This window comes from Rhodopirellula bahusiensis (genome assembly GCF_002727185.1).
GTDB classification, from domain to species: domain Bacteria; phylum Planctomycetota; class Planctomycetia; order Pirellulales; family Pirellulaceae; genus Rhodopirellula; species Rhodopirellula bahusiensis.
Genome location: NZ_NIZW01000003.1, coordinates 71,073 through 85,600 on the forward strand (window position 1 = coordinate 71,073; position 14,528 = coordinate 85,600).

A 14,528-nucleotide genomic window follows, 5' to 3' on the forward strand; every position below is an offset into this window, starting at 1 on the left:
GGTCAGTGTACTGACCGTCTCTATCAGATTGCCTTGGGCAACGTATGAAATCTGACCGACGGATCATTTCACAGTGAGATAGAGCAGCGGCAAATTACGTCGTCAACATGCAGGCTCGTGTCAGACAAGGAGACTGACTGCACGGCTAATCGGATATCGGCGTGAATTGAATTTCGTCGATGACGAATTCGCCAGTCGCACCAAGGGAGATCGACTTTGTGTCGGGGATTTCCCATCCCGGTGGCAACTCAATTTGAGTCGAATCTCCGCTCCATTGAATTGCTTCGATGCCATCAATGAAAACCACGATCTCATTTTCGCGGACATTCAGATCAACGGTGCGATGTTCATCTTGCTCGAAAAAGAAGCCTTCCGTCCAAGTCGGTAGCGATTCATGCCGAGCGATTCCGTCAATGCGTTCGATAAAGCAACCACCAACGTCACGGTGTGTACCTACCGCGAGCATGCCGCTTGAATCACCAAATGGAAAAGCGATGTTCAACCCACCATAGAGTTTGTTGGCGTCACTGCGACGCGCAACCACGAGGCTCAAGTCGTATTGAACGGGCACCTCAACAGGTAGTTGAAGTACGGCGCGAAGTCCGCGCTGGAAATCTGGCGTCAACAATTGACCCGCCTCTATTCGCCACTGACCGATGATGCTGTCCCGGATCACGTCTAATTCGTTGATCGCGTCGATACTTCGCTGCTTCTGATCGGGTTCTGGCACTGCTGGCAAAGGAGCCTCACTGGGTTGCATCGGATTGGTTGCCGGCAATCCAGTCTCCGTTGTATCGAAACGCCAAGGGTTGACGAAAATGAAAAATCCAATGACGCAGCATGTCAACAAAACAGCGCCTACTATTCGCCACCATTTCACTGTGCGTCGCGAGGCCGCAGTAGCATCGCTGTGCCTACTCGTCGGCAAAGCGTCCGGTGCGGCAGCAATGAATGGCGTCAAAGCTTGGATCACATCGTTGGGTGTTTGAAATCGATTCTTCGGGTCAGGAGACACCATCCGACCGATTGCGTCTCGCAAGCTGTCGGGAATTGTGTCTTCATCGAGCAAGCCTTCGGAGGATGCTGCGTCGGCTTGATCCATGTCGTGCCTGCCCGTCTTTTCCTGCACACTTGGCGGCCTGCCGAACAGTAGAAAATGTAGCGTGGCTCCTAACGAATAGATGTCACTACGAATATCCGCTTGGCGTGCATCTTGAGCCTGTTCAGGTGCCACGTAGGCTGGCGTTCCGATGTACGTTCCAATCGCGGTGATGCTATGGTCAGCGGTCCGCACGCTTTCATTCGAATCATCCGGCACAGCAAAGGAAGCCAAGCCGAAATCGAGAATCTTGATCGTGACGTCCGACAATTCAGAGGCATCATCACTGGAGCCCTCATCCGCGGTGGACATCATCAGGTTCGGTGGTTTGATGTCGCGATGGACCATGCCGTTTTCAAAGGCGTGCTGCAAGCCAGTAGCAACCTGCACGACGTACTCGCAGGCAACAGGAACGGACAAACGTCCTCGCTGCTTCACCAGTTCAGCCAGATCGATCCCATCAACATGCTCCATCACCAACAGATGTAGCTCTCCGACTTGTTCGGCGTCGAAGGCGGCGACGATATTGGGGTGAGCCAATCGAGCAGCGGCTTTGACTTCGCGTTGGAAACGTTGGATCGCCTTTGCGTTTCGAATCAATTCAGGTTTGATGACTTTGATTGCCACCAAGCGATCCATCAGGCGATGTCGTGCTTTGTAGACACTACCCATACCGCCTTGTCCGATTACACCGAGCACTTCGTAGCGTGGATGCGAGACAAGCTCAGCGGAAACGGAAGACAACGGTGAAGTGTCTTCATTGGCGAGTGAAAACCCTGAATCCTCACCGACCGCTAGATTTTCGTCAGCCGTTTCGCGTTCGCCAAAATTTTCAGAATCCGAATGCGGAGAGGGGGCGGTCATCAAAGACTTCGAAATACGTGGGGGATATTTCTTCGCGAGATTCGATGATAGCCGATCCGGAAGTGCTTTGGTGACAGGAGTCGTTGGATAGTGCGGGCGTATTCAATGGTAGCTGCCCGGCTCTTCGTTTCGATACCACGAAGTGGTGAACCCAGGTGTCTTCAAGTGGGTTGGCCGATCGAAGATATGGTGTGGCAGTTGGCATCCGCAGGCATGAGGTCAATCATGAGACACGAGTCACGTTCGATTTACTATTCGAAACCAAACGATCTGCCCGGCGATACTTGAGCCAAGCACGGGCTACGCCGAGTTTCGGAAGGAGCTTGAGGGATCGTATCGTTGCTGGCCAAGATCTCTTGTTTGCCCCAGTATGCTGCGAAGCAAGTACGAAACGGCGGACGATGACCGCGAACCGATCTTTGAGTTGAAGGTTCCCAAGGAAGCCGCTGAATGTGTTCAACAGGAAGGGGACTTCAGAGATCGGTGGGACTTCGGTGGTGTTGGAACCACGAAGGACGCGAAGAGCACGAAGTGGTGGTTCGATCGTGCTGTGACGGATTCCTTTTTGCGGGCAACATTGAAAACCCGGTGCTGGCTGGCGTAGGCCGGAACTGCGTCGCGTTGCTCCTTGGTACGGCCTACTTCACAGACAGTTGCCATCCATCTGAAAGATCACACCAGGTCTGGATTGGTCCGTCCCGTTTGGCCTTTGGCTCCGATATTTGTTGGAACTGACTTAGGCTTTGCCGGATGTGTCGGGGCCCAGAGCGCAACTTGAAAACGCGTCGACTTGGGATCTCTGTTTGAGGCTTCGCTACAGTCGTGGTTTGGGCGGTTGGACCGCCGGTTGCCAGGGGGCGATGCCGTCGAGCTTGGTCGCTCTTGAAAACACTTTGCTGCCGCAGGTGACGTACAGCGTGGACATGTTCTCACCGGCCAGAACGCAGTTGGAGAGCTTGCCCGACAAACTGGGGCGCGAAAGGATCAGATGGACTCGGCCGGGCGGGTCGATGATTTGAATGCCCAGCTTGGTGGCGACCAAGAGTGATCCATCCTTTGTCATCGTGACTCCGTCGGCCCCGCCGATCATGTCGTCTTGCGGCGTGTGGACGTAACTGTAGGGCTGGCCGTACAAGAGTTTTCCCGTCGCGGCGTCGATTTTGTAGGACCACACGTAGCGGCCTTCTGCATCGACGACCATCAAGAATCGTCGGTCAGGCGTGACGATCAATCCGTTTGGTTTCTTGGGTCCTTTGCCGGCTTGGATTGGCTTGCCGTCACCTCGGGGTTTGCCGTCGGCATCGATCGGCAAGTACCAGACGGCTTGTTCGGTGGGACCGGTGAAGTAGATGCCATGTTCCAGCACAACCAAGTCGTTGCAGGAAACGCCCGAGCACAGATCAGTGCGTCGGCCATCGGGGTCGATTCGCGTCACGGTCAGGGCTTTGTTCCGTGCGCAGTAAAGACGGCCGGCCGCGTCGTACATCAACGCGCTAACGCCCGGCAGGTCGTCAACAAACTTGGTCGCCTTGTTCGTGCCGGCGGCGATCTTCCAGATTTCGCCTCGTGGTCCATCGATGTAGGACACGTCGCCGCTGGGCGCGACGGCGGGGCCCTCGGTGTACTTGTGGCCTTCACTGACCAGTTTCCACGATTCGCCTTCGATCAAGCGGTCTTTGATTTCAGGATGTTCTGAAACGTTGGTTTCGATGGGACGATCGAAATCTTTCCACAGCCATTTCATTGCATCGGGAAAGATCGCTGCGCCGTGTTTGCCGTTGTGGCCACCTTCACCCCAGACGTTTTTGACTTGATAGCCGGCCCACTGCAGCGATGCCAACATCGTTTGGTTGGCATGCCACCAACTGCCGCCGTAGATGTTCAAGTCATTGCTGCCGTCTTGCAAAAATACTCGCAGCGGTTTGGGTTCGTGTTTGCGAACCAGGGTTGGGTATTCGTTTCCGCCTCGCAGCCCAACATAGGTGCCAACGGTGCTGAAGACTCGGCGGAACTGATCACTCCGGTGCCAGGCCACACCGAACGCCGCGATCGCGCCACTGCTGCTGCCACCGAGGGCTCGCAGGTTGGGATCGTCGGTGATCGCATAGGATTTGCGGACTTCGGGGATCAACTCATCGATAAGGAACGAAGCGTAGCGATCGCTCACGGTGTCGTATTCAAAGCTGCGATTGAAACGATCCTGAGCCCCCTCGCCACCGGGAACGACACCGGGGTTCACGCAGACGGCAATCGTGACCGGCATTTCGCCGCGATGGATCAGGTTGTCGAAGACATGGTGCAATCGATACTCGCCCTTTTCGCGGACGTACTTGGCACCGTCCTGCATGACCATCAACGCGGCCGGGGAGGACTCGTCGTATTGGGCGGGCACGTAAACGAAGTAGTCGCGTTCGGTGCCTGGATAGACCGTGCTGTCGGTGAATCGATGGGCCGTCACCACTCCTCGGGGAACGCCTTCCTTCGCCACGGTGTCGGGGTGAACTGGATAGCTCTCTTGGGCCAACGTTACCATCGCGGGCAGCAGGAACAAGATGAACGAGATTCGTGCACTGGCTCCTGAGAGGAATCTGGCTCCGGCGAGGAGTGGGAGGAAGGATCTGGCTCGTCGTGATTGGACGCGGCGGTGAATTGCGAATGTCATGTCAATTCGTGGATGGGGGGAGAATGTTCTGGGGAGAGTTGGAGGGGGCCACCAAGATAGTCGAGGCGAAGCGGTTTTGCGTCGCGGTGGCAAATGGGAATGCGTCGTGCCGTGGGCGATTTCGGACATTTCAGAAATTTTCTCGGTCATGAACTGGACCGTCTTGTTAAGTAACGGTGTGAGCACTTCTCTGGACGGAGGATGGAATGGACGAAACCGCACGACAGGCAACTCGGCAATGGACACTGGCACAGCCCGCTGTTTCGGCGTTTGTGACGTCGATGGTTCGTGATTTCCGTGATCGCGATGATGTGCTGCAGGAAGTCGCCGTCGCTGTGATCGAGTCGTATGACTCCTATGATCCCGAGCTTCCGTTCGTGCCCTGGGCGATCGGTGTCGCTCGCAATCAGGTGAGTTTGTACATGCGAAACCGACGGAAAGACCTGTTGGTGTTCGACGACGATGCGATCGCTTGTCTGGCGATCGCGATTCCAACCGTGGCTCAGCAAGAATCAGCGAAACTGGATTTTGTTACGGAATGCCTGGGCGGTTTGGAGAACCGTGCTCGTCACCTGTTCGAGTTGCGATATCAGAAAGACATGAAGCCCGCGGCCATTGCCGAACGAGTGGACATGTCAGCGAATTCCGTCGCCAAGGCACTCCAACGAATTCGAGATCGCGTGAGAACATGTGTTGAACGCAAGAGTCTGGAGGCGATGTCATGAGCTTTGCCAGCGAAGATTTGATTGATGGCTACTTGGACGAATCGCTGTCGCAGGAACAATTTCAGCAACTGAATCAGTGGATCAAGTCCGACCCGCTGAACGCTCAGCGGTTTGCCTCGGCGATGTTGCTGCATGATCGGCTTCGCAATGACTTCACGACGAAGGAATTCACGACGAACGAGTTCATAGCTGAGCATTCCATGACCGGGCAATCGACAGCCGGGCAATCCACGGTCAATGATCCAGGGCCCGAGCAAGCAGACGAGCGGCCCAACGTGGTCGCTCCGACCAGTCACTCTAGAAACGTTTGGGGGCAATCCGCGATAGCGTTGGCGACGACCGCGTGCTTGGTGTTGATCAGCGTCGCTCTGCTTTGGAATGGCTTGGGGACCACTTCGGCATCCGCAGCGGTGATGGAACTCAACCGCATCATCGCGGCCAACCGCCAGTCATTGGATCGGACGTTCTTGATTTCCGTGGAAGAGAGCGCGGCTCAAAAAGATCTAAGACGCGATTCGCCGGAGTATCGACGCCCGCCGAAGCCTTCTTTGAACAACGCGATCTTGGATGTTCGAGGTTCGGATCAGTTCGTGTTGAAGCGGGAAGTGGAGCCAGGTGTCTTCTTCGTCACCGGCAGCAACGGCACGACCAGTTGGGCGGTTCGTCCGGACGGACCGGTTCGCCTGAGCAACGACCTGACGCGATTCAATCGAGACTTGCCCGGGCACGAACGATCGCTACCGATCAACAACATCGAAGACGGTTTGGACGCCTTGTACACCGCCTATGAGTTGAAATTGTTGCCGGTGGAAGGCCAAACAAACGAGGTCCACGAACAGGACGTCGAAGCTGACACGGCGACCAGTCGGCGGATGGTGGCCTTTAAAAGGCGAGGTTACTTGGGTCCGGAACGAGTTGAAATTCTTTACACCGCATCCAGTGGCCAGATTCGTGAGATGCGATTTGTCGACATGCCCTACGGACGGAACATCGTCACGCTGAAGATGACTTTGATGGAGGAACAGACGTTTGCTGCGGACCATTTTGATCATGAATCCCATCACGACCCGAAACGCATTGTGGAGTTTGAATAGATGAACAGGAAACGAATTCTAAAACCCGCCTTGGGTTTGGCCGCTCTCGTTTGCGTGACCGCCGTCACCAGTTTCGTTTGGATGCAGGCGGGCTACAGCCAGGGAGAGAGTCGAGGCAAGGTTGGCAAGCCGCGAATCAGTGACACGGTGCAGGCGAACATGTACGCCGACAACTGGTTCATCATGTACATCAATGGCGAGCTTGTCGCGGTCGACTCCATCCAGTTCATGCCGCACAACGTCATCTCCGTTGACATCCTTCCGGACTACCCGATGACGATTGCGGTGATGGCCAAGGACAATGCCGACGCCAAAACGGGAATGGAATACGCCAACACGAGCATTGGCGACGGCGGGTTCATCTTGAAATTTGGCGATGGCACGGTGACCAACGGCGATTGGAAAGCCAAGGCATTTTCTCGAGGTCCCATCGATCGAGACACCAAGAATCCGAGGGTTGAAAACACTCCCATCCCGGAAGACTGGTACGCGGTCGATTTTGACGATGAATCATGGGACCAAGCGACGGAGTACACGCAGTCGCAGATCGATCCGAAGGAACCGTTCTTCGAGCACGACTTTGAGGGCGCGCGTTTCATTTGGACGGAAGATGTCGAGATCGACAACACCGTCATTTTTCGACATGTCGTGACCACACCGCCGGACGGAAAAGCTCGCCCTGACTTTTCCAATTTGAACGACATCGTTCCGAGTGGGCCTCGTCGAAGACCTCGGTGACCCCTTTCCGAACCATCCTTGAAGTGAATGCCATGTTTATCAACTCACACTCTCTCATTCCGGCGATCGCGAGCCTGCTTTGTCTGATGGCGACCACGCACGTCGCAGCTCACGAAGGCGGGCATCACGGGCATTCCCACTCGTCGACTCCATTAAGAACTTGGTCGATCGCATCGAATGGATCGCACCTGCACGGATCGTTTGTTTCAGCGAGGGATGGCAAGGTTCAAATCCGTCGTGAGGATGGAACACTCACGGACATCGCAATCGAACGCCTGGTTGCTGCAGACCAAGCCTGGGTTCAGGAACGCGTGGAAGAGATTCAAACTCTCAATCGACAGCACGCGATTCGGCTCGTGGCGGTGAACCAACCGGTGCAAGCTGGCTCAGAGAATGCTGCGGCGAACGAGACGATGCCAGCGATCGGGGCGCACTTCCAGCCCTTTGAAAAATTGTTGCAGCTTCGCTGGGACAAGGACTTTCTCTATGTCGGTTCCAACGGGTTGCCGGAACATCCAATGATGATTGGCATTCGTTCGTGGCAGCAACAGGTGCCGATCCCGCAGAAGTACCTCGGGAACAATGCGTGGCAGATTCCGTTGCATCCGGTTCCCGCAAAGAATCCGATGTCGACCAAGAACGATTTTCTGCGTGGTGCGATTGCTCTGGCCGTCAACGGCGTGCCGATCTTCAACCCGCTGAACAATCGTGGTGATGATGCCTACTTGTTTGGCGAGTTGGATGAATACGGTGGTCATTGCGGTCGCGGGGATGATTACCACTACCACATCGCTCCGGTTCATCTGGAGGAGACAACAGGGAAAGGCCAACCGATTGGTTATGCCTTGGACGGCTACCCGATCTTTGGCTATCAAGATGCGAAGGCGAGTGATTTTGCACCGCTCGATGATCTCGGCGGGCACAAGGACGCGTCGGGCAACTACCACTATCACGCACAGAAGACCTACCCGTATTTGAATGGTGGCTTCTACGGGGAAGTGACCCAGCGTGGCGGTCAGGTGGATCCACAACCGCGTGCCGAACCGATTCGTCCTGATCTGCGACCGCTGCGTGGCGCCGTGATCACGGGATTCAGCAAGACGGGCAATCGATTTGAGTTGGTGTATGACGTGGAAGGCCGACAGGGATCGGTGACCTATGTCGTCAAAGACGATAGCACGGTCGACTTCACGTTTCAGGAACCATCGGGTGAAACGCGAAGCGAAACCTATCGCAGTCGCATGGGCAAACCGTTTCTTCCGCAAGCCGACAGCTCAGGAACAGAAGGCGGTCCCGGCGCCGATCAATCGTCTCGATTGAAAGTCACCAGCCCGGCGTTTGCTGCCGGCGACGAATTGCCGCTCGAGTTCACCGGCGATGGGGCGGGTGAGTCACCACCGATTGCTTGGTCGAAAGGGCCCGCAGGGACTCAGTGTTATGCACTCAATCTTTGGCACACGCCTGGACCTGACGATGTAAAGTCGTACTGGGTGGTCTATGACATTCCAGCGGACGTCGCCAGCCTGCCGCAAAACGCGAGTGGAATTGGGACGGTGGGGATCAACGACAAAGGCCACGCGGGATACGACCCGATGAAATCGAAGGGGCCGGGTGTGAAGCAGTACCACATCACGGTCTATGCGTTGTCCGAGAAGCCAGAGTTTGCGACGGACCAAGTGACGCGTGACGAGTTGCTGGAAAGCATTTCGGACATCACGTTGGCCGAGGGCACGTTGGACTTTCAGTACACTCGATCCCGTAGTCGTTCATTCCTGATTCTGATTGGAATCGGGGTTGTCGCTCTGCTGGCGGGAGCGTGGTTCAGTCTGAAGAAGTTCACAGTCCCGAGAGTTGCCGGTTGAAATCGAACTGCAGGTCGGGATGGACTTTTTCGATCGCCTTGTCGATTTTCTTGAGCTGCGTCTCGTACATGTTTTGGCTGACGCGGCAACCGCCGAAGCTGATTCGTTTTTCCTTGATTCGCTGGCAGAAGTGAATCCGGACTTGCAGCTCGGTTTCTTTGTCGCCGGAGAACCGCAGTGACTTGTCCATCCAGCGGACGATTTTGCGAAGCGTCTTTTTGTGGATTTTGCCGGAGACGCAGAGGTGCTCGTCGATCTCGTCGCACAATTCATCCGCGTACGCTGGTTCATCGTCCGCTTTCATCAGCAAGTACGTCAGCAGTTCTTTGCTCTCGACTTTGAACTTGGCCATTCGGACACAAACGTCGAGCAGCTCATCCTCATCCAGCTTGACGAGTTCTTTCTTCAACTGACTGATCGTAGCGGCTTTCATATCGTCTCAAAGAGTGAGCTGAAGATCCCAAATTGAAAGGGATTGTGGTCGGGATATCCTAGCCTGGAATCGCATGACAAGGGAATGCTCCGCATCGGCGATACGAAAGGTTTACAATCGAACCATGAAACGTATTCCTCGATGCTTTACCGAAGCACCTGAACTTGATTCGACGATGTCGACTGAAGCGGTTCGCGAGCGTCATGCGTTGTTGATCAACCCGTTCTATGCCAAGGATTCACACGCGAGTTTCGGGAAGCACGTTTTGACCCCGACGCTCGCGTTGACATCCATTGCCGGTGCGACGCCAGCAAATTGGACGGTGGAGTATTGGGACGAAAACTTGTTGCAAGGTCCACCTCCGCACACCCCCTTCCCGCAGGTCGTCGGGATCACCGTTCACCTGACATTTGCCAAGCGCGCATACGAACTCGCCAAGTGGTACCGAGAGCGAGGCGCGATTGTGGTGCTCGGCGGGCTGCACGTCCTGTCGTGTCCGGAGGAAGTTCGGCCTCATGCAGACATCCTGGCGGTCGGTGAAGGGGTGATGGCTTGGCGAGAAATCATTGCGGACATCGAACGAGGCGCCGCTCGCGATCACTACATCGGAAGTTTTCGCGAACCCTACGCCGATGAACCACCGCCAAGAAGGGAGTTGGTCCCCAAATGTTCTTTTTTGACGACCACCAGTTTGAACGCGACGCGAGGTTGCCATAGCCGCTGTGGTTTCTGCTACTTGTCGACCAAAGGGTTGCATATGCCCTATCAAACATTGCCACCTGAACAGGTCGTCGACCAGTGGCAAGCGGACGAATCTCCCTGTGCCGTGTTCACCGATAACAACTTGGGGTCAAAGCCCGAGTACCTGCGTCAGTTGTGCTTCGCTCTTCGACCGCTTGAGAAGATTTGGAGTGCGGCCGTTTCGGTGGACGTGGCCGATGATCCGTCCGTCGTTCGCGAGATGGCGTTGGCAGGTTGCACGGGAGTATTTGTAGGGTTCGAGTCGCTGAGCAACGACAACATCCGTGACCAAAACAAACGCAGTCCCAACACGTCGACCTACGCGGAACGTGTCAAGACGTTTCACGATCATGGGATTCAAGTCAATGGCAGCTTCGTCTTAGGGTTTGACCACGACGACGAGAGTGTGTTTGATCGAACGATTGCATGGGTAGAAGAGCAGCAACTGGAATGTGCAACCTTTCACTTGTTGACGCCATATCCGGGAACACCCCTGTTCGCTCAAATGGAATCCGAGAATCGACTGCTGCATCGGGATTGGAACCGATACGACACCGCACATGTCGTCTTTCAGCCCAAACGCATGACCGTCGAGCAGTTGCAAGCTGGCTACGAACATTGCTATGAACGATTGTTCTCTGCGCCATCGATTTGGCGTCGACGCCCAGATGATTGGCGAAGCGTTCCTGCCTACTTGGCAATGTCGTACCTGTACAAGAAGAGCAATTGGTACTGGCACCTGCTCATCCAAAACCGGTTGACCCATCTGGCGTGGCTACCGTTGGTCGAGTTCACACGACGTCGACATGTGCAGTTTCGAAAAAGGCTTGAGACCACTTCCACGATCGGCAGATCGTCGTCCGTTGTGTCTGCAGGTGTCTGAAGGTGTCTGAAGGCGTTCTCCTGGTGCGTCTGCTCCAAAAAGCAGAAGATAGAAATCGCTGCGATGACTATTCTGTAGTCGACTGTTTTGGGCAGCGATGCTTTGCCTGGCCTCCAAGGGAAAACGATTTGTGAATCGAATCACCATTTTCGGAATGCTGCTGTTGTTCGGCATTGGATCCACCGCGAGGGCACAGGGTGACCGAGCGGTCTTACAGGCCTTGATGTTCGAATCGCCGGAGAAGCTTGCTGAGGCTGCTGTGTCCGGTGGAGATGCCGCACGTGGAGCGGTGGTGTTCTTCACCCCCACGATGTCGTGTGCCAATTGTCATGCCGTCAATGATTCGGCGGAGAAGTCGCAAGCCAACGTGGGGCCGAATCTCGCCTCGCCAAATCCAGACCTGTCGGATGCCGGGATCGTCGATGCGATTCTTCATCCGTCAAAGAGTATCGCAAAGGGGTTTGAGACGGTTCAAGTTTTGACCGTCGATGGAAAAGTGCTGACCGGTGTTCTCGTCGCTCAGTCCGATGAGTCGGTCCAATTGCGTGATCCATCGACAGGCAAAACCATCGAAGTCAGCGCAGATGACATCGAAGACGTCGCGACGAGTGAATTGTCAGTCATGCCCGAAGGTGTCGCGGGCCAAATCGGCAGCCGCCAAGCGTTTTTGGACTTGGTGCGGTACCTGATTGAAATTCGCGATGGTGGTGCGGCGCGGGCAGCCGAATTGCAACCGAAGGTCATGCCGACGGCCGAGCCATTGCCGGAATACGAATCGCACATCGACCACGCCGGCATTCTCGCTTCGCTGGATCAGCAAGCGATGAAACGTGGCGAAGCGATCTACAACCGGACGTGCGTGAATTGTCATGGCACAGTTGATGCCCCAGGTTCATTGCCGACGTCGTTGCGATTTGCGTCTGGCAAATTCAAGAACGGATTTGATCCTCACAGCATGTACCAAACCATCACCAAAGGGTTTGGCTTGATGCTGCCGCAACGAAACTTGGTGCCGCAGCAGAAGTACGACGTGATTCACTACATCCGGCATGCGTACCTGAAGGATCACAACCCAACTCAGTTTGCTAGGGTGGATGAAGACTACCTGGCGAGTTTGCCCAAGGGTGATACACGCGGTCCGGAACCATCGCTCATTGAGGCCTGGCGGGAAATGGACTACGGCCCCAACTTGATGGCGACGGTTGAGATCGGCGACGACGCGAAAAACTTTGCTTACAAGGGGCACGCCATTCGTCTTGACCAAGGTCGGGGCGGGATCACCCGAGGAGAACATCGCGTTGTTTATGAGCACGACACCATGCGAGTGGCGGCTGCTTGGTTGGGCGATGAGTTCATTGATTACAACGGTATCAACTTCAACGGTGTCCATCGGAGACACCCGCGCATCGTCGGCGAGGTGGTGTTTGAAAACGCAAACGGTCCTGGGTGGGCGAACCCTGAAAACGAGTCCTTCGACGAGGTCCGTGAACCGGGACGAGACGGTCGCTTCTATGGCCCGTTGCCGAGTGACTGGATCGACTACCAAGGAACCTACGTCAACGGGATGGAAACGATCCTGCACTACCGCGTTGGTGGAATCGATGTTCACGAGCGGCCGACGCTGGAACAACTGGGCGAGAAAGCCATTTTCCAACGGACGCTTTCCGTGGATGCCAATGAGCGTCGGTTGACGATGCGGGTGGCTGATCGTGAAGAGGGCGAAGTGTTTCTGGACGCGGACCACACAAAGGCGGTCTGGTCGAGCTCCGAGGATGGTTCTGAGGCGTTGGTATTCGCCGTCACGGGGGATGTCAGCCAACTGGAGTGGCAATTCGCCGACGGTCAAATTCGACTGGCATTGATGCCAAACGCGAATGCAAGAGACTTCACGGTCCATGCCTTTCGGTGCGACAGCAAAGCAGACGCAGAGCAAACGATTGGCGAACTTATCGAAGGAATCGATCCGGCTGCTCGCTCGGCAAAGGAATGGGCCACGTCCACCAGCGAGAATGAGAAACGCTGGCCCGAAATCGTCACCACGAAGATCACAACCGCGGACGATGGCGGACCGTTCGCGGTCGATACGATTCAGTACCCGGTGAACAATCCGTGGTTCTGCCGGATGCGATTGACCGGTGTCGACTTCTTGGACGATGGTGAATCCGCCGTCCTGAGTGACTGGGACGGGAACGTTTGGAAGGTCACCGGATTGCATCAACCGGAGGTGACCTGGCAACGGATCGCATCGGGTTTGTTTCAACCGCTCGGAATCAAAATTCGCGACGGTGAGATCTTCGTGACTTGTCGCGACCAGCTTTGCCGCTTGCATGATTTCAACGGCGACGGTGAAACGGACTACTACGAGAGTTTCAACCACGATCACTACGTCACCGACCACTTCCATGAATTCGCGATGGGATTGCAATGCGATGACGATGGCAACTTTTACTATGCCAAGTCAGCTTGCCACGCGTTGCCCGCGATCGTTCCTCATCATGGAACGTTGTTGAAGGTTTCTGCGGACGGATCGTCGACCGAGATTCTCGCGAATGGTTTTCGTGCCGCCAACGGCGTTTGCCGCAACGACGATGGGACGTTCTTCGTCACGGACCAAGAAGGGCATTGGAATCCAAAGAATCGAATCAACTGGGTTCGTCCGGGCCGGTTCTATGGCAACATGCTGGGGTATCACGACGTGACCGATCCAAGCGACTCCGCGATGGAGCCGCCGATGTGCTGGATCACCAACTCGTTCGACCGTTCGCCGGCGGAGTTGCTGTGGGTGACCAGTGACAAGTGGGGGCCGCTGAAAGGTTCTCTGCTGAACATGTCCTACGGCTACGGCAAACTGTATGTTGCCCCGCATGAAATCATTGGCGACCAGATGCAGGGTGGGATGTGTGAATTGCCGCTGCCTCAATTCCCGACCGGGATCATGCGTGGACGATTCCATCCCGACGATGGTGACTTGTACGTGACCGGCATGTACTCGTGGGCGGGAACCCAACAAGCCGACGGTGGTTTTTACCGGGTTCGCTACACCGGCAAACCGATCCACGTGCCGGTGAGTCTGAACTGTCGTGGAACGACCGTGCGAATCGGTTTGAGCGACGAGGTTGATCCTGAGTCGGTTTTGCCAGAAAGCTTTTTGATCAGCCGTTGGAACATCAAGCGATCGAAGAACTACGGTTCCAAGCACTTTGATACGCAAACCATCGAGGTCGCGTCGGCCCATTGGGATGCTGAGCAACGCGAGATCGTGCTGGAGCTTCCCGGGTTGAAGCCGACGTGGTGCATGGAGATTCAGATGGAATTGCGAGGTGCGGACGGAGGGCCGATTCATCGCGTGATCCACAACACGATCCACGAACTGAATTGATCGACCGGTGCAGCAATTGGAATCGCTTTGCTCGGATCGGGCAGAGCG

General features: G+C 55.5%; 9 protein-coding genes. 6 read left to right on the forward strand and 3 right to left on the reverse strand.

Features of this window, described 5'->3' with window-relative positions:
• Positions 1 to 145: 145 nt before the first annotated feature.
• On the reverse strand, positions 146 to 1,963 hold the full coding sequence (locus CEE69_RS05720) for a serine/threonine-protein kinase (RefSeq protein WP_233214891.1): 1,818 nt from the start codon (positions 1,961 to 1,963) through the stop codon (positions 146 to 148).
• Between the two features lie 814 nt (positions 1,964 to 2,777).
• Positions 2,778 to 4,625: an SMP-30/gluconolactonase/LRE family protein gene (locus CEE69_RS05725; RefSeq protein ID WP_099259781.1), complete on the reverse strand. Its 1,848-nt coding sequence runs from the start codon at positions 4,623 to 4,625 to the stop codon at positions 2,778 to 2,780.
• A gap of 206 nt (positions 4,626 to 4,831) precedes the next feature.
• On the opposite strand from CEE69_RS05725, the gene CEE69_RS05730 reads away from it, so the two are divergent.
• Genes CEE69_RS05730 through CEE69_RS05745 form a run of 4 tightly spaced genes read left to right on the forward strand, consistent with a single transcriptional unit; the run spans position 4,832 to position 9,044 of the window.
• Positions 4,832 to 5,350, forward strand: coding sequence for a sigma-70 family RNA polymerase sigma factor (locus tag CEE69_RS05730; RefSeq protein ID WP_099259782.1), 519 nt, complete (start codon positions 4,832 to 4,834; stop codon positions 5,348 to 5,350).
• Positions 5,347 to 6,444, forward strand: a complete 1,098-nt coding sequence (locus CEE69_RS05735; protein ID WP_099259783.1) for an anti-sigma factor — start codon at positions 5,347 to 5,349, stop codon at positions 6,442 to 6,444. The genes CEE69_RS05730 and CEE69_RS05735 overlap by 4 nt, the downstream gene beginning before the upstream one ends.
• On the forward strand, positions 6,445 to 7,182 hold the full coding sequence (locus CEE69_RS05740) for a hypothetical protein (protein ID WP_099259784.1): 738 nt from the start codon (positions 6,445 to 6,447) through the stop codon (positions 7,180 to 7,182).
• Positions 7,179 to 9,044 carry a YHYH protein gene (locus CEE69_RS05745; RefSeq protein WP_099259785.1) on the forward strand — a complete coding sequence of 622 codons (1,866 nt, stop codon included), beginning with the start codon at positions 7,179 to 7,181 and terminating at the stop codon, positions 9,042 to 9,044. Before CEE69_RS05740 ends, CEE69_RS05745 begins: the two co-directional genes overlap by 4 nt.
• Here CEE69_RS05745 and CEE69_RS05750 read toward each other — a convergent pair.
• Positions 9,019 to 9,477 carry a hypothetical protein gene (locus CEE69_RS05750; protein WP_099259786.1) on the reverse strand — a complete coding sequence of 153 codons (459 nt, stop codon included), beginning with the start codon at positions 9,475 to 9,477 and terminating at the stop codon, positions 9,019 to 9,021. The two genes, CEE69_RS05745 and CEE69_RS05750, sit on opposite strands and share 26 nt — an antisense overlap.
• A gap of 124 nt (positions 9,478 to 9,601) precedes the next feature.
• Between CEE69_RS05750 and CEE69_RS05755 the strand changes: the two genes are divergently transcribed.
• Both CEE69_RS05755 and CEE69_RS05760 read left to right on the forward strand, forming a co-directional pair.
• Positions 9,602 to 11,101, forward strand: a complete 1,500-nt coding sequence (locus tag CEE69_RS05755; protein ID WP_158230975.1) for a B12-binding domain-containing radical SAM protein — start codon at positions 9,602 to 9,604, stop codon at positions 11,099 to 11,101.
• 130 nt (positions 11,102 to 11,231) lie between these two features.
• Positions 11,232 to 14,480: a DUF6797 domain-containing protein gene (locus tag CEE69_RS05760; protein ID WP_233214892.1), complete on the forward strand. Its 3,249-nt coding sequence runs from the start codon at positions 11,232 to 11,234 to the stop codon at positions 14,478 to 14,480.
• The last annotated feature ends 48 nt before the right edge of the window (positions 14,481 to 14,528 follow it).

Bases quoted from the DNA above. Each gene is read 5' to 3' on its own strand.
- CEE69_RS05725 (WP_099259781.1), bottom strand. From the start codon at position 4,625: ATGACATTCGCAATTCACCGCCGCGTCCAATCACGACGAGCCAGATCC.
- CEE69_RS05740 (WP_099259784.1), top strand. From the start codon at position 6,445: ATGAACAGGAAACGAATTCTAAAACCCGCCTTGGGTTTGGCCGCTCTC.
- CEE69_RS05730 (WP_099259782.1), top strand. From the start codon at position 4,832: ATGGACGAAACCGCACGACAGGCAACTCGGCAATGGACACTGGCACAG.
- CEE69_RS05720 (WP_233214891.1), bottom strand. From the start codon at position 1,963: ATGACCGCCCCCTCTCCGCATTCGGATTCTGAAAATTTTGGCGAACGC.
- CEE69_RS05755 (WP_158230975.1), top strand. From the start codon at position 9,602: ATGAAACGTATTCCTCGATGCTTTACCGAAGCACCTGAACTTGATTCG.
- CEE69_RS05735 (WP_099259783.1), top strand. From the start codon at position 5,347: ATGAGCTTTGCCAGCGAAGATTTGATTGATGGCTACTTGGACGAATCG.
- CEE69_RS05750 (WP_099259786.1), bottom strand. From the start codon at position 9,477: ATGAAAGCCGCTACGATCAGTCAGTTGAAGAAAGAACTCGTCAAGCTG.